Consider the following 20,306-nt stretch of genomic DNA (forward strand, 5'->3'; position numbering starts at 1 on the left):
GGATCACCATGCGTGTCGGTATCTTGTCCTACCCCATGCTGTTCCAGCGCGACGGCGGCCTGCAGATCCAGGTGCGCGAAACCATCGCCGCGCTGAACCGGCTGCCTCCGCTACCGGCGCGTCCGCTGGACGTGCAGCTGGTCGACGCCAACCATCAGCGGCTGGCCGATTTCGACGTCTTGCACGTGTTTTCGGCCAGCAATGGCACCTACCGCATCATGGAAATGGCCAGCGAGCAAGGCGTGCCCGTGGTGCTGTCGCCGCTGCTGGCGCCCAGCTGGAACCGGACCAGCGCCTGGCGCGCGCGGCTGGCCGACCGGCTGGCGGGGCGCCTGACGGAATGGATGGTGCAAACGAGCTATGCGCAAACGCGGCGCGCCTTGCAGCTGGCCGGCGTGGTGATCGCCTTGGGCGAGGCCGAGCGCGATGCCATCGTGCAAGGCTTTGGCATGCCGCCCGACGCCATCCGTGTCTTGCCCAATGGAATCAACCCGCATTTCTTTACGGCCAATGGCGACCTGTTCCTGCGCGAAACGGGGATCGCCGGACCCTTCGTGCTGATGGTGGGCAGTATTTCGCCATATAAAAACCAGCTGGGACTGGCCCAGGCGCTGGCAGGCGCCGGCTTGCCCCTGGTGCTGATCGGCGCCGCGCCGCGCGAACAGCAGGCGTATCTGCAGCAATTGCTGGACTTGCCGCACGTCAGCTGGCTGGGCGCGCTCGACCATGCCGATCCGCTGCTGGCCAGCGCCTACCATGCGGCGGCTGTGGCCGCCTTGCCCAGCCAAGGCGAGGTGTTTCCCCTGAGCGTGCTCGAAGCGCTGGCGGCCGGCACGCCCGTCGTCATGACGGCGCAAAGCGCGCTGGACTTGCCCGACTCCGCGTTTGCGCTGCGCAAGGTGCGCTGGGACGATGGCACCGCGCAGCGCCAGGCCATCCTCGACTTGCTGGCGCTGCCGCCCGAACGTTCCAGCGTACAAGCCCTCGTGGAACGCTTTACGTGGGAACGGGTAGCGGCCCAGATCGCCGATTGTTACTACCAGGCGCAATCGCTGCCTGCCAGGAGGCAACATGCTGTTTAATTCCTTCGCCTTTCTGTTCGCCTATCTGCCCATCGTGCTGGCGGGATACTTTCTGCTGGACCGCCTCGCGCCCACCGCCGGCACGTCCGCCAATTGGCGTCGCCTGGCCCCGGCCGCCTGGCTGGCGGGCGCGTCGCTGTTTTTCTATGCCTGGTGGGACGTGCGCTATCTGCCGTTGCTGCTGGCGTCCATCTGCGTCAACTACGGCGCCGGGAGGTTGATCGGTGCCACTGCGGGCGCGGCCCGCAAGCGAGTGCTGGTCGCGGCGCTGGCGCTGAACCTGGGCTTGCTCGCCTACTACAAATATGCGAATTTCTTCATCGACAGCGTCAATGCCATCGCCGTGACCGCTGGTGCTGGCGCTGCCAGCCTGCCATGGCATGGCCTCGACATCATCCTGCCGATCGGTATCTCGTTTTTTACTTTCACGCAGATCGCCTTTCTCGTCGATTGCTACCGGGGCGAGGTGCGCGAATACCGCTTCATCCATTACGTGCTGTTCGTCAGCTATTTCCCGCACCTGATCGCGGGCCCCGTGCTGCACCACCGCGACATGATGCCGCAGTTCGCCGACCCCGCCAATGCCCATCCGCGCGCCGCCAATTTCGCCATCGGCCTGTCGATTTTCACGATAGGCCTGGCAAAAAAGGTGCTGATCGCCGACAACCTGTCGCCGCTGGCCATTCCCGTCTTCGCGGCCGGGGCCGAGCCGACCCTGATCGAAGCGTGGATCGGCGTGCTGGCCTACACCTTCCAGCTGTATTTCGACTTTTCCGGTTATTCCGACATGGCCATCGGCCTGTCGCGCCTGTTCGGCGTGAAATTGCCGCTGAACTTCAATTCGCCGTACAAGGCAGCCAACATCGCCGACTTCTGGCGCCGCTGGCACATGACCTTGTCGCGTTTCCTGCGCGACTATTTATACATTCCCCTGGGCGGCAGCCGGCGCGGCGAAGCCATGCGCTACCGCAACCTGATGCTGACCATGCTGCTGGGCGGCCTGTGGCATGGGGCCGGCTGGACCTTCGTCATCTGGGGCGGCTTGCACGGCCTGTACCTGGTGCTGCAGCAGGCGTGGCAGCGGGTGTTGGGCGCGGCCCGGTCACGCTGGTGGCCCGCCTTGCTGACTTTTCTTGCCGTCATGCTGGCCTGGATCTTCTTCCGCGCGCCCGACGTGGCCACGGCCTGGGACATCACGGGCGCGCTGGTGGGGGCGAACGGCGTAAGCCTGCCGCGCGGCCTGGCCAGCCATGCAACCAGCCTGGCGCAGTGGGGCTTGCATCCCGCCTTCGGCGGCATCCGCTGGATCGAACTGGCCGGTCCCGGCCTGCCCGTGCTGCTGGTGGCGATGTTGCTGGCCTTCAAGGCGCCCAATACGCAAGAAATATTCTTTCTCTACGAGCCCGCCATTGAAAGAATATTTCAGCCCGCGGGGCGCTGGGTTTTCAGCTGGCGGCCCACCTCGCGCTGGAGCGTGGGTCTGGCCGCGCTGTTCGTCGCCTGCGTTTTCGGCATGAACCGGGTCACCGAGTTTCTCTATTTCCAGTTCTGACCATGGATACCGCCGGCCGCCGCTATCTTGTCTGCTTTCTCGCCTGCGTGTTCCTCGTGCTGGGCGGCATCTCGTTGCTGAACTACCACGTCGATCCCTACCTGCTGCACCAGTGGGACAGTCCCTTGTTGCAGCGCCCGCGCCAGCTCAATGAAAAGCTCGGCGCCTGGGCCAAGACCTATGCCGTGGCGCGCTACCGGCCCGCCGTCATCTACATCGGCAATTCGCGCACGGAACTGGGCCTGCCGACGGGCGTGCGCGCCATGTTCGGCGGCAAGAGCGTCTTCAACAGCGCCGTGTCCGGCGCCTCGATCGGCGACGCCATCCGCCTGGCCGAGCATGCGGCCAGGGTCAGCCGCGTCGAGACCATGGTGTGGGGCATCGACGCGCCCACGTTTTCCCTGGACATGGGCGCGGCGCGCGTGGAAGACAGCCTGACGGGCGGCGGACACGGCTTTTTCGCCCGGCGCGCCCTCGTCAACCTGAAGCGCGGCCTGACCCTGGACATGACGGAGGACAGCGTGCGCATCCTGACCGGCAATGCCGGCGATACCTGCCGCTCCAACCTGGCCTTGTATGGCCAGCGCGACGAGACGTGCACGATCAAGGGCATACGGCACTGGCTGGGGACGGCGGACGCCATTCCCGTGCGGCTGCAGGAATTTGGCGATGGCATGGGGCCGACGCCGCCATCGACACCGGCGCTTGACGCCAGCATAGGCAAGCTGTGCCGGAGCGGCCTGCGCCTGCGCATGTACATCAATCCCACGCACGCGCTGACCTTGTACGCGCTGCACTGGCGCGGCAAGTGGGACGCCATGCAAGGCTGGCAGCGCGGCCTGGTGCGGATCGCCGAGCGCCACCGCCAGCAGGGCTGCGACGTGCGCCTGTACGATTTTTCCGGCTTTAACAGCATCACGACGGAAGCGACGCCGCTCGTCAGCGGCAAGCCCGACATGCATTATTACTGGGAAGTGTCGCACTACCGGGACAACGTGGGTCGTTTGATCCTGGCGCGCCTGTTTGGCGGCGACACGCCGCCGCCGGCCGATTTCGGCGTGGAGCTGACGCCAGCCAACATCGACGCCCACCATGCGGCCACGCGGGCCGCGCGCGACCGCTATCGCGTGGAACATGCGCGCGAAACGGCCTATACGCAGCGGGTGCTGGACGGGCCGCTGATCCGGCGTTGATGCAAAGCGCCACATACGCCATTTTTCTACTTCCAATGCCGACCATGGATACCAACGCCCGCCGCTACCTCGCCATCTTCCTTGCCTGCGCGCTGGCCGCGCTGGCCCTCGTTTCCGTCGTCAATTACCACGTCGATCCCTACTTACTGCACCAGTGGGACAGCCCGCTGCTGCAGCGCTTGCGGCCGACGACCGAAAAACTCAGCGTGTGGAGCAAGACGTATGCGGTGGCGCGCTACCGGCCTGCCATCGTGTATATCGGCAATTCGCGCACGGAAATGGGCTTGCCGGTGAGCAGCATGCGTACTTTGTTTGATGGCAAGAGCGTGTTCAACAGCGCCGTCTCGGGCGCCTCCATCGGCGAGGCCATCCGCCTGGCCGAACACGCGGCCAGGGTCAGCCATGTCGACACCATGGTGTGGGGCATCGACGCGCCCTCGTTCTCGCTGGAACTGGGCTCGGCCGGCGTGGAGCCGGGCTTGACGGATCCCGGCCCCGCGTTTTTCGCGCGGCGCGCCTTGCTCAACATCAAGCGTGGCCTGACTGTCGACATGACCCAGGACAGCTGGCGCATCCTCAACGGTACCTATAACGGCGTCTGTCTGTCCAGCCTGGCCCTGTACGGCCAGCGCGACGAGACCTGCCTCACCAGCCGCAACCGTACTTGGACCGGCACGGCGCGCGCGTTCACGCCGCGCCTGCAGGAGTTCGGTGACGGCCTGGGCCCGACGGCGTCCGCGCTGCAGGCTTTCGATGCCAGCGTTGGAAAAATCTGCCGGGGCGGCACGCGCTTGCGCCTGTACATCAATCCCACGCACGCGCTCACGCTCGACGCCCTGTACTGGCGCGGCAAGTGGGGCGCCATGGAATCCTGGCAGCGCGACCTGGCGCGGATGACCGGGCGCTACCGCAGCCAGGGCTGCGACGTGCGCCTGGTTGATTTTTCCGGCTTTAACAGCATCACCAGCGAGCCTATCCCGCAAGTGACGGGGAAACGCGCGATGCGCTATTACTGGGAAGCATCGCACTACCGCGACAATGTGGGCCGCTTCATCCTGGCGCGCCTGTTCGGCGGCCCAGAGCAGCCGCCGGCGGACTTCGGCGCCGAGCTGACGGAAACCAGCATCGCGGCCCACCAGGCGGCCATGCGCGCCGCGCGCGAGCGCTACCACACGCAGCACGCGGAGGAAACGGCGTATCTGCGCCACGTGCTGACCTTGCCGCGCGAACCCAAATAGGCGGCCAGGCAAGCCAGGCGTACGCCGTGGGGCAGGGCGCTTGCGCTATGATGGTGTTTTGCCATCCAGCAAGTTCCAGGACGCCCCATGAAAATCGCCTTCTTTGCCAGCCAGCCCTACGACCGCCGCTTCTTCGATGAAGCCTTGCCGTCCCAACCCGACGCCGCCGGCATTGAACTGGTCTACCACAGCGCCTTGCTGAGCCAGGAAACCGTGGTCCTGGCGCAAGGCGCGGACGCCGTCTGCGTTTTCGTCAACGACGTGCTCGACGCGCCCGTGTTGCAAGCCCTGCACGGCTACGGCGTGCGCGCCATTGTGCTGCGCTGCGCCGGCTACAACAACCTCGACCTGGAAGCGGCCAGGCGCCTGGGCCTGTTCGTGGCCCGCGTGCCCGCGTACTCGCCGGAAGCCGTGGCCGAATACACGCTGGCCCTCGTGCAAACCCTGAACCGCCACACGCACCGCGCCTACGCCCGCGTGCGCGAAGGCAATTTCTCGCTCGATGGCTTGCTGGGCGCCACTTTGCACGGCAAGACGGTGGGTATCGTCGGCACGGGCAAGATCGGCCTGGCCACGGCGCGCATTTTCAAGGGTTTCGGCTGCACGGTGCTGGGCCACGACCCGTATCCGGCGCCCGCGTTCGCGCAACTGGGCACGATGGTGGAACTGCCGCAGCTGCTGGCCGAATCCGACATCGTTTCGCTGCATTGCCCTTTGATGGAAGGTACGCGCCACATGATCAGCGAAGAAACCTTGCCGCTGATGAAGAAGGGCGCCATGCTGGTGAATACGTCGCGCGGCGGCCTGATCGACACGGGCGCCGTCATCGAGGCATTGAAATCGCGCCAGCTGGGTTCCCTGGCCATCGACGTGTATGAACAGGAAAGCAATCTGTTCTTCCAGGACCGCTCGTCGGACATCATCGACGACGACATCTTCCAGCGCCTGATGACGTTCCCCAACGTGCTCGTGACGGGCCACCAGGGATTTTTCACCAGCGAAGCGCTGCGCGAGATCGCCGCCATCACGTATCACAACCTGCAATGCTTCCGCCAGGGCAAGCAATGCGAGAACAGCGTACTAGCTGGCTGATGCCGGTTTTTTGGGCTTGGGCGGCGGCTTGGGTTTCGGCAGCGGCAAGGCGTCCGCCGTGCGCTGCGCCAGCTGGCCCAGCCAGTCGCGCTCGTCCCACAGCCCGCCATCGATGAGGAAGTACGGCTTGGCTTGCGGATAGGGCGGCGCTTCCTGCAGCGTGCCTTGCGCGCTGATCCAGGCGCGGCCCGCGTCCGTCGGCTTGATGAAGAGCTGGTCGTCGGCGATGATGGCGAACATCTTGCCGTCGCAATACAGGCCATATTCCCCGAACATTTTTTTCGCGCTGACGCTGCCTGCGCCCGCCATCTGGTCGAGCAAAAAATCCACCGTGCCTTGCTGTGATGCCATGTCGTCCTCCGTGTGAAGGAATAGTGTAGCGCACTGGCCAGGATGGGCGGGCGCGGCTACACTACGGCCATTGATTTTTTCGCATGACTTCATTCCATGACACCCGAGCATATCATTCACCGCGGCATCACCATCACCACCCTGACGGCTGACCAATCTGTCGAAATCCACTGCGCGCCGGGCCACACGGCCATCCGCGAACAGGGCGACGGCTGGTGGCTGTATTTTGTCGACGAAGACGGCAAGGTCGACGGCTACGACACCCCGTTTGCCAGCCACGCCGAAGCGCTGTGGGCGGCCAAGGCCGCAGCCGAGTTCAGCGCGCAATGAAGGGCGGTCCCTGGGCCTTCCTGGGCTTGCCGCAAGCGCCCGTGCCGGAAGCGGAAAGCGCGGACTACGGCGCTTGCCGCGCCGAACTGCACGGCAAGCGCCTGGTCTTGCGCGCGGCGAAAACCACGCCGACGAAAACCGGCCAGTTCGTCACCATCTGGAAGCGCCCCCATCCCGACGCCGAGATCGCCCCGCTCGATGAAGCCGATCCCGTCGACGTCGTCATCATCGCCGTCAGCGATGGCGCGCGGCACGGTTTCTTCATTTTTCCGCGCAAGGTACTGCTGGAGCGAGGTGTGATGTCGCGCGCCGGAGCCGGAGGCAAGCGCGCGCTGCGCGTGTATCCGCCGTGGTGTGCGCCTGAATCTGTCCAGGCACAGCGCACGCAGCGGTGGCAGGCTGCCTGTTTTGTGGCGGCGGGGGATCAGCGAAGGTTGGAACAGATGTTCAGAGAGTAATTACTCTTTTCTCCCTGGCATTTGTCTGTGCATTAATGCGTGTCAAAATGCTGTACAAGACCCCTTACTTGCTCTGAAAGCAACAACCTCGTACACTGAGCTATTCTGACCGTCCGCGATCGGCCGCGACCGGACGATCAAGCGTACCCGTGTGCTGGATCGGCAGCTATGCAGCTGCCCGAACGGTCCTGAATATTTTGTCTGAACTTACAGTCCCACCATGACGCTTTCCGAATTTCTCGCCGCCGTTCGCCGGCCATACATCGACACCCTTGCACGGGTCGCCACTCAGGTTGTATCGCATGTGGAGCCGGCATACAGGCAAAGTGATGGCTCGCTGGCCGTCGACGGCTTGCTTGGCCTTCCTTGCAGAGCCGACGTCATCCCGATGGAGGGGATCAATGCGGGCCAAGCGATTCAAGTCGACTCCGAGACCCAGTTGACCTTTGCGGCAGTCACTTTTGCGTCGGGTGCCGGTGAAGTGGTTCTTTCACCATTCGTTTGGGACTGGACGCCACTCGAAGTGCTTGGCCTGAGCCAAGAGGCCGTTTCAAACGTCTTTCAGGCGTGGTTCCTGAAGTGGTTTGATACCGACGACGAAAATGTAGCTAACGAAGAAGGCCTTTTCGGCGTCGTACATTTCATGTCTGAGCTGGAACCGACAAAAGAGGGTTGGAGAGTGACGCTTGATCTTGGCTCGTCGCCGGTGAGCGCAGTAGAAGATTTCTTGTTCCGCATATTGGATGCCGGCGCATCGCAAGTGCGTATCGGCTGACCCGCCGTCAACCGAACGTCTTGGCGAACCACAAGCCCGATTCTTTTGTCGAGTGTTTTTCCCGTAAATGTCGATGATCGGGGAGAGCGCCTTGAGCAGCGAATGCCAGCTTTGCGACGACAGAACGGATTAACTGTTCATTGGCTTTGGAGGGAAACCTGCCAATGATGGCAACCGGCCATTTCCGGACGCTCATGTCGCGCGGCGTACCTATCAATATGGAGAAATGCAATAGAATGGTTCATTCAAAAATTGTGAGCTGTTATGACGGTTCGCCCAACCTTGAGGGCCGTACGATTCGGGCGTTCCATTCAGAGTACAGTTTCGCAGCACTTCGGCTCGACAACAATGAGGTTATAAGTTTCGCTGTTGAAGAAGTCACGGTAGGTAAATGGTTTGAGGTATTCCCAATTTGCCTCTATACGTTAGCTCGGAACCACTCCTTCTCATGGAGCGAGTTTGAAACACCCTTTACCGTAATGTCCAGCGAATTGTTATGGCGTGAGGAGTGGCTGGAGTCTGCGTTGGACACTTCGACTTTCATGGGTTCTGGACCGCACTCTGTCCAGTTTGCGGACGTGCTCGGAGCCGCCCCGAAATCGCATGCCAATGTGGTAAAGGTGCTGGCCGGAGTTAGGTTAATTGAGCAAAATGGGCGCGTTCTAGCCGTATGCAGCTCGAACAACACACCGTTCAAAATCGACCTGGAAACGGAAAAGATAAAAATTGAACAAGTGATGCAGTCCCATACATCCGAGAAATTTTGACAGCTTTCGGCCAGTAGCAGACATTCGGCAGAACTAAGCGTCAGCCACTATAAGATAAAGCGGAATGCGATTAGCAGCACATTACTATGTAGAGTTCGAGACCTTAGGGAAAAAGCCAACTCAATTGGAGTTCAGGTCCCTTAGCGAGGATGATGTTCTGACGTTCTCGATTGTCAATCTGAAGCCTGAATCGGGCCTTTTTGTCGCGTGCCTCGGCGACGGCATCGACTATGGCAATTTTACAATTAACGTAGATGCACAAGGCCGAGCCGCGGTACAAGCACACGAGCATCGAGGGTTTTTTGTGGATGGATTGACCGTCGAGACTGCAATAAATGCACTGAAGTACTGGTTGCCGCTGCAGGTGAGAAAACCTGAAATCCAGTGGATGGGCCAATGATTCATCACTAAATTTAGGCGGCATTCGGCCAGAAGCGGACTATCCGTTGGCAATTATTTAAATAAGAAAACATGCACCCACCGTGGAATTTTACCTTTTAGTTTAGGAATGAAAAAATTTCCAAGGAGAAAAGCTGTGGACCATAAGAAAAACAGCAGATTTACACTAAAAGATGTCTTGATAAAAACCAATGCTCAGCGTCTTTCTGAGGCGCCAAAAAGCGAGAAAATTATTCATTATGTTTTTGTTTTTGGCATTGTGATTGTTATAGTGGCCTCTCTTATTTTTATGGATTGATTTTTACTCATATACTCTATGGTAATTAATGCCGCAGCATTGCAGTTTAAAGAGTGGCACAAGAAAATAATATTTTATATTTTGGAAACACGATGTATTTCTTAAAGGCAATGCTGCTTGTCGTAACGCCGTTGCTAACAGTACAGCCGACATTTGCGTTTGAGTCCTTGGGCAAAGTTGTGGACGTCGCAATCCTTGCTCTCGCTGGTCAGACTGCAAAACAGCTCGCGCAAAATGAACTCGATGGCGTTTACGCATCTATGTCGCCTAAACTCAAATTGGTCTACTCCCGCGATGAGTTGGTAAAGCCAGCATGGGGTATGCAAAGAATCTTCGGACGCATTGAATCGTTTGATTTTGAAGCCATCAACTATGGAAAGCGAGGCATCGGAAACGAATGGATCAGGATCGCAACCTACTGGTATCACGCCAAGACTGGAAAATGCCCTAACCGAACCTATCTCAAGGTCGAAGTCAAGAATGAGCAAGGGCGATATTACGGCGCCGGATATTCAATGGAACGGGTCCTATTAGGTGGGAAGCTTCCCTTTCTGAAACAGTAGATCGGGCGATCAGCAGACTAGCTACTGGCCGCTTTGCGGCGAAAACGGAAGTACAAGCCTAATATATAACGTCGAGATCGCGCCTTCCTGGCCGACCTGCCTCTTTCTAACTCTGCCCAGCCTCGTTCCGGCCGGCTTGCCGCGCTCGATGAAGTCATCGACAATACGCTATGCAAATCAAGATATCGCCTAAAAAAATACTACTGTGCCTGCTCATCCTCAGTCCGGCCTGGTATGTCGCCGCATGCTGCGTGTTCTCCAACAGCCGCAAGGCGGCGTTCGATCAAGTCCAGACGGGCGATACGCGGCAAACGGTGCTTGCCCGCTTCGGTGCGCCGACCCACGTGGAGCGGGCCGGCGAGCCGTTCGAACGCTATGGCACGGCGCCATGCGCGGCGCCGTGCGCCGAGCGGTTGTGGTTCGATAACCGCTTGAACCCGGAGCTGGAAGTGTGGTCGGTGGAGCTGGACCGGCATGGCCGCGTGGTTGGGAAAAATTATCTCGTGTCGATGTAGGCCTGCTTGCTAGGCGACTTTGCTGAGCACATACCGGTACTTCCCCGACGCCTCCGCCGCGATCTCGTCGACTTCCTCGACGGCGATGTCGACCTGCGCGCCCAGCCTGGCCTGGAAACCGGCCACGATGGCCTTGCGCGTGGCGTCGTCCAGGCGCGGCAGGCAGACCAGCAGCACGCGCGTGCGCAGCAGGGTTTCCTGGATGATCTTGAAACTGCGCACTTGCGGCAGTTCGCGCACGATGTAGACGAGGGCCAGGCCGTGCATGACGGTGCCATCGACCGCCGTGAGGAAATCCGTGCTGCGCCCTTCAATTTTTTGCAGCAGGGGCAGGCCGCGGCCGCAGGTGCATGGCTCGGTGCCCAGCGCGCCCACGTCGCCGGTGGCGTAGCGGATGAACGGGTAGTCCTGCGTGGCCAAATGGGTGACGACGATTTCGCCCGTCGTACCTGCGGGCAGCGGCTGGCCCTGGTCGTTGACGATTTCCACGATGATGTCTTCGGCCGTGATGTGCATGCCGCCGTCCGGGCATTCGTGGGCGATGAAGCCAGCGTCGCGCCCGCCGTAGCCGTTGGCCACGGGACAGGCGAAGGCGGCGGCGATCTGCGCGCGCTGCTCGTCATACAGGCGTTCGGCCGTGACGAATGCCACTTTCACGCCCAGGCCGTCGAGCGGCATGTCGCGCGCCGCAGCATGGCTGGCGATGCGGCATAGGGCCGACGGATAGCCGAACAGCATGCGCGGACGCCAGCGGCGCAATTGCCGCACATAGTCGTCCAGGCGCGCGGGCGACATGGCAAACGCGGGCAGCAGGGCGGTGCGCAGCAGCGCATCGCGCAGGCGGCGCACGCGGTCTTGCGCGTGCAGTTCGATGGGCGAACCCCACAACACGGCTTCGCGGTCGCCGATGTCGACGCCCCACCAGCGCGTGGCGCGCCACTTGGCGGCGATGTCGTGGCTGACCCTCCGTCGCCCGAGGAAAAACTGCAGCGGCTCGCCGCTGGAGCCGCCCGTGGCAAACGGGCGCAAACCCACGGCGCGCGCCGACTTGAAACTGTCGCGCGCAGCGGCGATGTCGCGCTTCCTCAGCAACGGCAGGCGCGACAGATCGGCCAGTTGCCGCACCTGTTCCGGGTCGAAACCGATGCTGGCGTACAGCGCGCGGTAATACGGCACGTGGTCGCCCGCATGGCGCAGCAGCGCGCGTAGGCGCGCCAGCTGCCACTGTTGCAGTTGCTGTGCGCTCCACCACTGCGAGCGTTCCATCCGGCGCAGCAGGCGCGCGCTGTGGTGTCCCTTGCACCATTCATGCAGGGGAAACAGCCAGCGGGCGACGAGGCGCGTGTAGGCGCCGGGGCGCGGCGCGGCCCGGATGCGCCGGTAATGCGCGGCCAGCCTGGGTGCGACGTCGGGCCAGCCGAAGGTGGCGGCGTGCGCCAGGCCTGCGTTCGCCAGCGCTTGGGCGCGCGCAGGGTCGCGCAGCAGGGACAGGATGGCATGCGCCATGGCGGCAGGATCGCCGGGCGGCACCAGCAGCGCCGTCACGCCGTCCTGCAGCAGGGCGGGGATGCCGCCCACGTTGGTGCTGACGACCGGCACGCCGCAGGCTAGCGCCTCGAGCACGGAATTGGGCATGTTGTCGGCCAGGCTGGGATTGAGGACGATGTCGCTGGCCTGGTACAGGGCGGGCATGGCGGCATTGTCGACGGGGCCGGCGAAGCGCACGGCGCCCAGAACGCCGAGGGACCTGGCCAGGCGCGCCAGCGCCGCGCGCTGCGGTCCGCCGCCGGCCAGCACCAGGCGCGCCGTCGGAAAAGCCTCGCGCACGATGGCGAAGGCGCGCACGGCGCTGGCATTGTCGTACAGCGCCTCCAGGTGGCGCGCCACGAGGATGCACGGGCCATCGGCGGATGGTGGCGCGGCGGGTGTGGTTGATGTAAAGCGCTGCAAGTCCACCACGTTCGGCACGATGTGGGCCGTATGGCCATATTGTTCGAAGACGCCGGCCAGGTAGGCCGAGGGCACGGCGATGGCGCTGGCGCGGCGCAGGCTGAACGCCACCAGGCGCGGCCAGCGTGCCAGGAAGGTGGCCGCTTCGCCGCCCCGGTAATTGAGCAGGGCAGGTTTGCCTTTCAGGCTGGCGATCCACAGCGCCGGTGCGGCCTGCAGATGCCAGGACCAGCCGGAATTGGCCATGATGTGGAACAGGTCGACCGTATTGGCCGTGCGCCACAAGCGCCACAAGTGCACGGGCAGGCGCAGCGCGGCGCGCAGGTAGCGGATGCGCGCCAGCCACGGCGGCAGCGCGGGGCCGTTGACGGCCAGCAGCTGCACTTGTGCGCCGTCCTCGCGCAGCTTGCGCGCCAGTTGCGCCGTTTGATTGGCCATGCCGCCGGCCGGCGGCGGCAGCGGGCCGACCAGCGCGATGCGCAGGCCCGTGAAGATCATGCCATCGCTCCCGCCGCCACGCGCGCATACACGGGCGCATAGCGGCCCACGCTGGCTTGCCAGCTGCGCTCCGTCTCGACAAACGCCCGCGCCCGGTCGCGCAGCGCGGGCCAGCTGGCGGGCGCCAGCAGCAGGGCCAGTATGGTTTGCGCCAGCGCCTCGGCGTCGCCGGCGCGAAACAGCATGCCCGTCTTGCCATGCTCGACCAGTTCGCGGTGGCCGCCCACGTCGGACGCCACCACGAGACGGCCCTGCGCCATCGCCTCTAACGGTTTCAAGGGCGTCACCAGTTCCGTCAGGCGCATGGGCAGGCGCGGATACACGCAGATGTCGACCAGCTGATAATAGGCGGCCACCTGCGCATGCGGCACTCTGCCCACGAAGACCACGGCGTGGCTTATGCCCAGCTGCTCGGCCAGCGCGCGCAGCGCCGCATCCTGCGGACCGCCGCCGGCCAGCAGCAGCCGCAATGCGGGCTGCGCCGCCAGCAGGCGCGGCATGGCGCGCAGCAGCAGGGCCAGTCCCTCGTAGGCGTAGAACGAGCCGATGAAGCCGAGAACCAGGTGGCCATGCAGGCCCAGTTTGTGCGCGAGCCACCGGTCGTCGGGCGCCGTGACGCAAAAGGCGCCCGCATCGACGGCGTTTGGAATCACGGTGATTTTATGCGCGGGCACGCCGCGCGCGCGTAGCTCGCGCCGCAAGCCGTCGCAGATGGTGGTGACGGCGTCGGCGCGGCGCAGCGCGTAGGTTTCCAGCGCGCGCGTGAGCCGGTAGCGCAGGCCGCCGGGCCGGCTGCTGCCATGGTCGGCGGCCGCGTCTTCCCAGAAGGCGCGCACTTCATACACGACGGGGATGCCCAGCGCGCGGCCCGCGTTGAGCGCGGCGATGACGTTCAGGGCGGGCGAATGCGCGTGCAGGATATCGGGCTTCGCTTGTCGTGCCACCTGGCGCAAACGCATGGCCAGGCCGATGATGACGGCCACTTGCCGCAGCACGGGCAGGCGCGCCCACCAGCGCGCATCGGGCGCCGTGCGGTAGAAATGCCAGCCGTCGACCAGCTGCTGCGCGCCGTCGGACGGCCCCTGCTTGGCACTGGTGAGTTGCGTCGTGTGCCAGCCCAGCGCGCGCTGCTGCCGCAGGATGGCCAGGGTGCGAAACGTGTAGCCGCTGTGCAGGGGCAGCGAGTGGTCGAGGATGTGCAGGATGCGCATGGATTCACTCCATGGCCATGGCTGGCGCGGGCACCGGCGCCTGGCGGCCATCGACGGGCAGCACCTGGCGCAAAAACGCTTCGAACATCAGCAGCGACCACAGAGGCGCGCTGTAGTCGCGCCGGCCGCTCGCATGCTGATCGAGCAGCAGGCGCACGTAATCCATGTCGAACAGGCCGCATTGCGCCAGGGTGGGGCCCAGCAGCCGCTGTTGCAGGCGCTGGCGCAGCGGGCCGCGCAGCCAGTCGGCCAGCGGGACGGAAAAACCCATCTTCTGGCGGTACAGCAGGGTATCGGGCAGCAGCGGGCGCAGGGCTTTTTTCAGCAGGTATTTGCCTTCGCCGCGCCGCAGCTTGAACTGCGGCGGCAAGCCCGACATCCACGCCACCAGTTCATGGTCGAGCAGGGGCGAGCGTACTTCCAGCGCATGCGCCATGCTGGCCCGGTCGACTTTCGTCAGGATGTCGCCGGGCAGGTAGGTTTTCAGGTCCAGGTACTGCACCTGCGACAGCGGATCCTGCGCGGGGCTGGCCAGCGCGTGGAGGCGCAGCACTTCCACGGCGCGGTAGCCTTGCAGGCTGCGCCGCAGTTCGGGGCTGAACAAACGTGCGCGCATGGCGTCGCCCAGCAGGCTGACGCCGTGAAAATACGCGTCCGTCGTATCGCGCGCCAGGCCTTCGAAGGTGGTCTTGGCGCGCAGGAAGCGGGGCGCCCAGTCGGCCTTCGGATACAGCCGCCCCAGGGTGCCGAACAGCGACTGGCGCAAGCCGGCCGGCAGCAGCGGGTCCATCGCCTTGCGCACTTTTTCCTCGCGCGTGTGCAGGCGGTAGCGCCGGTAACCGGCCAGGCTTTCATCGCCGCCGTCGCCCGACAGGGCCACCGTGACCCGCTGGCGCGCCAGCTGGCAGACGCGGTAGGTGGGCATGGCGGAACTGTCGGCGAACGGTTCGTCGTACAGGTTGGCCAGCAGGTCGATCAGTTCGAAGTCGTCCTGCTCGACCTGGCGCGCGTGGTGTGCCGTGCCGTAGCGGCGCGCCACGAGGTCGGCGTAGCGCGCCTCGTTGTAGGCCGGGTCGCCGAACGAGATGGAGCAGGTATTGACGGGCGTGCTGCTGGCGCCTGCCATCAGCGCCACGACGGCGCTCGAATCGACGCCGCCGGACAGGAATGCCCCGAGCGGCACTTCGGCCACCATGCGGATGCGCACGGCTTCGCGCAGGCGCGCCAGCAGTTCGTCGGCCGCCTGCGCCTCGCTGGCGGGGGGATTCGGCGCGAACGGAATATCCCAGTACGATTTCGGCGCTGGCAGGGGCTGGCCCGCGCGGATCGAGAGCGTATGCCCGGGCGGCAGCTTGCGCGCGTGCTGGAAGATGCTGCGCGGTTCGGGCACGTAGCCGTAGGCGAAGTATTCTTCCACGGCCAGCGGGTCGAGCGCGCGCGGCATGGACGGATGCGCGAGCAGGGCTTTCAGTTCGGAGCCAAACAGCAGGGTGCCGTCCTGCGCCTCGCCGTAGTACAGCGGTTTGACGCCGAGGCGGTCGCGCGCGAGGAACAGCAGGTGGCGCCGGCGGTCCCACAGGGCGAAGGCGAACATGCCGCGCAGGCGCTGCACGCATTGCTCTCCCCATTGTTCCCACGCGTGGACGATGACTTCCGTGTCGCTGCTGGTGCGGAACTGATGGCCGAACTGGCGCAGTTCGGCCATCAGGTTGCGGTAATTGTAGATTTCGCCGTTGAAGACGATGGCGATGCTGCGGTCGGCGTTGAACAGCGGCTGCTGGCCGCTGGCCAGGTCGATGACGGACAGGCGCCGGTGCGCCAGGCCGAGGCCCGGTTCGCGGTGCAAGCCGCCTTCGTCCGGCCCCCGGTGGCGCAGGCTGTGGTTCATGCGCGCCAGCAGCAGCACGTCGATGTCGCGCTGGCCCTGCAAATCAAAGATGCCGCTGATGCCGCACATGGGAGGCCTTTATGGATAGGTGGACAGGGAAGAGGGCTGGCGCGCGCCCGTCAGGCGGTCGTACACGGCCAGGTAGGCGCCGGCCATGGCGGGCAGGCTGTGCTCGGCCAGCACCTGGCGCCGCCCGCGCGCGCCGTGGCGCGGACCCAGTTCGGGCATGCTGTAATAGTCGAGCATGGCGTCGGCCAGCATCTCGGGCGAACCGGGCGGCACCAGGGTGCCGCTCCAGCCCGACTGCACCAGTTCCGCATTGCCGCCCACCTGGGTGGCGACGATGGGCAGGCCCGTCGCCATCGCTTCGAGGATGGTGTTCGAACTGCCTTCGGCCAGCGAGGGCAGCACGAACAGGTCCATGGCGCGCAGCAGTTGCGCCACGTCGTCGCGCGCGCCGGGCAGCCAGGCGAGGTGCGCCACGCCGGCCTGCTGCAGCAGTTCCAGGCAGGCCTGGCGGCACGGCCCGTCGCCGACGATGATCAGGCGCAGGCGCGCGCGGGCGCCCGGCTGCGCCAGCAACAGCAAAAATGCCCGCACCAGCGAGGCATGGTCCTTGACGGGGGCCATGCGGCCCACGCTGCCGATGACGAAGGCGCCGTTGCACAGGAAGCCGGGCGGCCCCACGGCGGCCGGCGGGCCCAGGCGCGGGTGGAATTGCACGCTGTCGACGCCGTTGCCGATGTGCGACACTTGCCCGGGCGCCGCGCCGATGGCGTCCACCAGCCACAGTCCCAGGTCGGCGCTGACGGCGATGAAGTGCTGCACCAGCGGCAGCATCAGCTTGCGCAGCAGCCGGTATTTGCGGCGGGTGCCGTGCAAATCGCTCATGTCACGCCCGTGTTCGCCATGCACGCGCAGGCGCACGCCGGCCAGGCAGGCCAGCAATTGCGCCTCGAGGCAGCCCAGGTTGCGCGTGTGCACGAGGGCTGGCCGCAGCTGTTTCAATATGCGGTACAGGTGCAGATAGTGGCGCCAGTCCTTGCCTTCGCGCTTGTCCAGGCTGATGACATCGACACCGGGCGTGGTCAGGCGCTGGCGAAACGCGGTGGCGTTCTTCATGCAGACGATGGCGTGCCGGTAGCGTTCCGGCGGCAAATGGTTGATCAGGTTGATCAAGCCATTTTCCAGCCCGCCCACGTCGAGCTGGTGGATCACGTGCACGATCAGCGGGGCGGCGCCGGCCGCTTGCGTGTCGCCGGTATCGAGGTCAAGGGCCATGCGGCAACTCCTGCAAGCGTTGTTCGATGACGGGCAGCGCCGCCTGCAGGAACGCTTGCAGGCGCGCGCGCGGCGGCGGCGCCAGCTCGTCGTAGGCGGCAAAGACGATGATGTCGGCGCCATCCTGGCGCCGGCCCAGCAGCTTGGCTTGCGCCAGCAGCAGTTTCACCAGCACGGGCCTGGCCGTGACGATGCCGCCTTGGCGATAGACGCGCCACACGAGCAGGCGTTCGCCGCCATGCGCCAGCACGCTTTCGCGCACGGCCAGCGCGCCGCCGGCCAGGTTGACCTGCCGCACGCGTTGCGCCAGCGGCATCCAGCGCGGGCCGTACGGCAAGGCCTGGTGCGTCAGCAGCTCGGCGTCGCGCCCCTGGCGTGCATACCAGCGCAGCTGCAGGCCCACGGGCGCGCCGTCGCCATCCTGGCGCGCATACGCGGCGGAAAACCGCGCGGGATTACCTGCATACGGCGCTTGCCAGGCAGGTGGAATATCGTGCAGGCGATGCCAGGCGGGCGGATCTGGCAAGGCCAGCACCACGGCGGGCAGCGTGGCGCCGTCGTCGCGCTGGCTGGCCAGCGCCAGTGCCGGCCACAGGGCCGCCAGCAGCAGGCAGGCGACGCCGGCGCGCACGACGGCGCGCGGGCTGGCCGCGCCGGCGCTCAGGCGTACGGGGTGAGCTGCCGGCACGGCGCGCGTCAGCGGCAATTCGCGCCAGCGCGCGGCCAGCCAGAACAGCAGCAGCGCCACCAGGCCGAAGAACAGCCAGCCATAGATCAGGTGGTCGACACCGACGGCCAGGCGCATGTCGCTCAGGTGGCCCAGCATCACGATCAAATAGGCGCGTACGCCATTGGCCAGGATGGGCACGAGCAGGGCGGCGGCCATGACGGCCAGGCGCCGCCGCGTGCTGTGGCAGTTGACATGGGCGAACAGGGCGCCCAGGGCCAGCGCGGCGATCAGGTAGCGCAAGCCGCTGCACGCTTCCACCACCGACCAGTTGCCGGTGGGTAGCGAAAAATTGCTGCCATCGCGAAACACGGGCACGCCCGACCATTGCAGCGCGGTCACCGTGAAGGCGGCCGTGAAGTCGATCAGCGGTTCGATGAAAACTTCGCCGAACGGCACGGCGAGAAACAGGTAGGCCAGCGGAAAGGCCAGCAGGCGCACGGCCGGCCAGCCGAGGATGGCCAGCACGCAGGCGGGCAGCATGGCCGTGGCCGCATATTGTTCCACCACGGGCACGTTGGCGGCGTCGGCCAGCAGCCAGGCCAGGCCCAGGGCGCCCAGCAGCAGCAAGCCCGTCCGCACGGGCTGGGGCGCCAGCGCGGCCAGTCGGGCACGCTGGCGCCAGGCCAGCCAACAACTGATGGGCACGATCAGGAAACCGTGCGCGAACGTCTGCGAGCGGGCCCACAGTTCCACCATCGACCAGAAAGTGGCGTGGTACAGCAGCACGACGGCAGCCAGGGCCAGCAGCAGCGCCACCAGCGCGGCGTGGCGCCGGTGATGACCGTGCGGCAGGAGTGCCGCGTCCGGCAAGCGGGCCACCTGGTCGAGCTGTACGCTCATGTGGATGGCTCCCGCACGGGCTGCAACGGTGCGGCGATACCGCCGGCGGGCGCCTCCGCCTCGGCAGGCAAGCCCAGCATGGCGCCCAGGCCGCGCAGGTTGCGCTCCCAGTCGTAATCCAGCAAGACCAGCTGGCGTGCCGCCGCGCCCATGGCCGTGCCGTTGCCTTCGGCCGCGCCGCCCTGGGCATTGCGCAGCACGCGCGCCGCATGGTGGATGAATTCGGCGTCGTCGCGCGCCAGCAGCAGTTCCAGGCCCGGCTGGGCCGCGATGCCTTCGAGCGCCTGCGGCGTGGCCAGTACGATCTTGCCCATCGCCATCGCTTCCAGCACCTTGTTCTGCACGCCGCGGGCGATGCGCAGGGGGGCCACGGCCAAGGCCGCGCCGGCCAGGTAGGGGCGGATGTCGGGCACCTTGCCCGTCACCACCACGCCCGCCACCCTGGCCAAGGCCGTCACGGCGGGCACGGGCGCGCTGCCGACGATATAAAACTGCAACTGGGGAAACTGGCGTCGCAGGGCGGGCCAGACGTGGCGCACGAACCATTGCACGGCGTCGACATTCGGCCAGTAATCCATGGCGCCCGTAAACACGAGCGCCTGCGCCCCGGGTGGATAGATTGTGCTCTGCGCCGGCATGGGCGCGAAATAGTCCGTGTCGACGCCGTTATTGAAAAATCCCGTCTTGCGCCGGGCCATCGGGGCGCACTGGCGGAACAGGGCCGCCTCGGCCGGCGAGACGAAGCTGGCGGCCGTGAATTGCTGGGCGATATGGCGTTCGTACTGCAACAGCAGCTGCGCTTCGCGCCGGTACAGCAGCGACATGGGCCACGGTTTGCTGTCGCCATACTGGCGCCATTTGTCGGAATCGACGTCGACGAAATCGATCACGCGGTGCAGATGGCGCCCCGCGCTGCCGTCGATGTATTGCGCCATGGGGCCGGAAAAAGCCAGCGCATGGCGCAACTTGCCGTTGGACAGCAAACCTTCGACCCATTGCAGCAGGCGCGCGTCGCGGTAGTAGTGCACGCTCATGGCCTGGCGCGACAGCAACGCCTGCGCGGCGCGCCAGCGGGCCGGTCCCCGCTGCAAGTCGATGAAGCGCGTGCTGGCGCACAGGGCGGCCACGGTTTTCGTGTGTTGCCAGTCGTCGTCATCGTCGATGAAGCAGCCCAGGTGGACACGGAAATGCCGGCTCAGGTATTGCAACATGTGCCACGAACGTATCTTGTCGCCCTTGTTGGGCGGATACGGCAGGCGGTGGGCGAGGAAGAGCAGTTCGCGCATGGTGGGTTC

20 protein-coding genes are annotated in these 20,306 nt (G+C 65.0%); 13 read left to right on the forward strand and 7 right to left on the reverse strand.

Features of this window, described 5'->3' with window-relative positions:
- The first annotated feature begins 8 nt into the window (after window positions 1-8).
- From CLU90_RS04350 to CLU90_RS04370, 5 genes are all read left to right on the forward strand, one after another.
- Complete coding sequence (locus tag CLU90_RS04350; protein WP_198511143.1) at window positions 9-1,082, forward strand: glycosyltransferase family 4 protein; 1,074 nt, start codon at window positions 9-11, stop codon at window positions 1,080-1,082.
- A complete protein-coding gene (locus CLU90_RS04355; protein WP_100427278.1) occupies window positions 1,072-2,634 on the forward strand; it encodes an MBOAT family O-acyltransferase in 1,563 nt (520 codons plus the stop codon). Before CLU90_RS04350 ends, CLU90_RS04355 begins: the two co-directional genes overlap by 11 nt.
- Before the next feature lie 2 nt (window positions 2,635-2,636).
- Entirely contained in the window at window positions 2,637-3,827 is a 1,191-nt protein-coding gene (locus CLU90_RS04360) for a hypothetical protein (protein WP_100427279.1), read from the forward strand.
- Between the two features lie 44 nt (window positions 3,828-3,871).
- Window positions 3,872-5,065, forward strand: coding sequence for a hypothetical protein (locus CLU90_RS04365; protein ID WP_100429373.1), 1,194 nt, complete (start codon window positions 3,872-3,874; stop codon window positions 5,063-5,065).
- Window positions 5,066-5,152: 87 nt separating this feature from the next.
- Window positions 5,153-6,157: a 2-hydroxyacid dehydrogenase gene (locus tag CLU90_RS04370; protein WP_100427280.1), complete on the forward strand. Its 1,005-nt coding sequence runs from the start codon at window positions 5,153-5,155 to the stop codon at window positions 6,155-6,157.
- Here the strand turns inward: CLU90_RS04370 and CLU90_RS04375 are convergent.
- Window positions 6,146-6,508: a TfoX/Sxy family protein gene (locus tag CLU90_RS04375; protein WP_100427281.1), complete on the reverse strand. Its 363-nt coding sequence runs from the start codon at window positions 6,506-6,508 to the stop codon at window positions 6,146-6,148. The genes CLU90_RS04370 and CLU90_RS04375 overlap by 12 nt on opposite strands.
- A gap of 96 nt (window positions 6,509-6,604) precedes the next feature.
- Between CLU90_RS04375 and CLU90_RS04380 the strand changes: the two genes are divergently transcribed.
- From CLU90_RS04380 to CLU90_RS04410, 8 genes are all read left to right on the forward strand, one after another.
- On the forward strand, window positions 6,605-6,838 hold the full coding sequence (locus CLU90_RS04380) for a hypothetical protein (RefSeq protein ID WP_092716636.1): 234 nt from the start codon (window positions 6,605-6,607) through the stop codon (window positions 6,836-6,838).
- Window positions 6,835-7,296 (forward strand): MepB family protein, encoded by a 462-nt coding sequence (locus CLU90_RS04385; protein WP_100427282.1) that lies wholly within the window; start codon window positions 6,835-6,837, stop codon window positions 7,294-7,296. The genes CLU90_RS04380 and CLU90_RS04385 overlap by 4 nt, the downstream gene beginning before the upstream one ends.
- A 220-nt stretch (window positions 7,297-7,516) precedes the next feature.
- Window positions 7,517-8,071: a hypothetical protein gene (locus CLU90_RS04390; RefSeq protein WP_092716640.1), complete on the forward strand. Its 555-nt coding sequence runs from the start codon at window positions 7,517-7,519 to the stop codon at window positions 8,069-8,071.
- A 164-nt stretch (window positions 8,072-8,235) separates the two neighbouring features.
- Window positions 8,236-8,838, forward strand: a complete 603-nt coding sequence (locus CLU90_RS29100; RefSeq protein ID WP_157808729.1) for a hypothetical protein — start codon at window positions 8,236-8,238, stop codon at window positions 8,836-8,838.
- 64 nt (window positions 8,839-8,902) lie between these two features.
- Complete coding sequence (locus tag CLU90_RS04400) at window positions 8,903-9,238, forward strand: hypothetical protein (protein WP_157808730.1); 336 nt, start codon at window positions 8,903-8,905, stop codon at window positions 9,236-9,238.
- A 135-nt stretch (window positions 9,239-9,373) separates the two neighbouring features.
- Window positions 9,374-9,535, forward strand: a complete 162-nt coding sequence (locus CLU90_RS29105; RefSeq protein WP_157808731.1) for a hypothetical protein — start codon at window positions 9,374-9,376, stop codon at window positions 9,533-9,535.
- 53 nt (window positions 9,536-9,588) lie between these two features.
- Window positions 9,589-10,098, forward strand: coding sequence for a hypothetical protein (locus tag CLU90_RS04405; protein ID WP_157808732.1), 510 nt, complete (start codon window positions 9,589-9,591; stop codon window positions 10,096-10,098).
- A gap of 170 nt (window positions 10,099-10,268) precedes the next feature.
- Entirely contained in the window at window positions 10,269-10,613 is a 345-nt protein-coding gene (locus tag CLU90_RS04410; protein WP_100427285.1) for a hypothetical protein, read from the forward strand.
- 9 nt (window positions 10,614-10,622) lie between these two features.
- Here the strand turns inward: CLU90_RS04410 and CLU90_RS04415 are convergent, their stop codons facing one another.
- From CLU90_RS04415 to CLU90_RS04440, 6 genes are read right to left on the reverse strand one after another with little or no spacing between them, the layout of a single operon-like run.
- Window positions 10,623-13,061: a glycosyltransferase gene (locus tag CLU90_RS04415; protein WP_100427286.1), complete on the reverse strand. Its 2,439-nt coding sequence runs from the start codon at window positions 13,059-13,061 to the stop codon at window positions 10,623-10,625.
- The gene (locus tag CLU90_RS04420) at window positions 13,058-14,272 is read right to left on the reverse strand and encodes a TIGR04063 family PEP-CTERM/XrtA system glycosyltransferase (RefSeq protein WP_100427287.1); all 1,215 of its coding nucleotides are present in this window, start codon (window positions 14,270-14,272) and stop codon (window positions 13,058-13,060) included. Before CLU90_RS04420 ends, CLU90_RS04415 begins: the two co-directional genes overlap by 4 nt.
- Window positions 14,273-14,276: 4 nt before the next feature.
- On the reverse strand, window positions 14,277-16,229 hold the full coding sequence (locus CLU90_RS04425; protein WP_100427288.1) for an XrtA/PEP-CTERM system amidotransferase: 1,953 nt from the start codon (window positions 16,227-16,229) through the stop codon (window positions 14,277-14,279).
- Between the two features lie 9 nt (window positions 16,230-16,238).
- On the reverse strand, window positions 16,239-17,441 hold the full coding sequence (locus CLU90_RS04430) for a TIGR03088 family PEP-CTERM/XrtA system glycosyltransferase (RefSeq protein ID WP_100427289.1): 1,203 nt from the start codon (window positions 17,439-17,441) through the stop codon (window positions 16,239-16,241).
- Window positions 17,431-19,011, reverse strand: a complete 1,581-nt coding sequence (gene xrtA, locus CLU90_RS04435; RefSeq protein WP_100427290.1) for an exosortase A — start codon at window positions 19,009-19,011, stop codon at window positions 17,431-17,433. Before xrtA ends, CLU90_RS04430 begins: the two co-directional genes overlap by 11 nt.
- Complete coding sequence (locus CLU90_RS04440) at window positions 19,008-20,297, reverse strand: TIGR03087 family PEP-CTERM/XrtA system glycosyltransferase (protein WP_100427291.1); 1,290 nt, start codon at window positions 20,295-20,297, stop codon at window positions 19,008-19,010. The genes xrtA and CLU90_RS04440 overlap by 4 nt, the downstream gene beginning before the upstream one ends.
- Window positions 20,298-20,306: the final 9 nt, after the last annotated feature.

Source organism: Janthinobacterium sp. 67 (assembly GCF_002797895.1).
Taxonomy (GTDB): domain Bacteria; phylum Pseudomonadota; class Gammaproteobacteria; order Burkholderiales; family Burkholderiaceae_D; genus Janthinobacterium.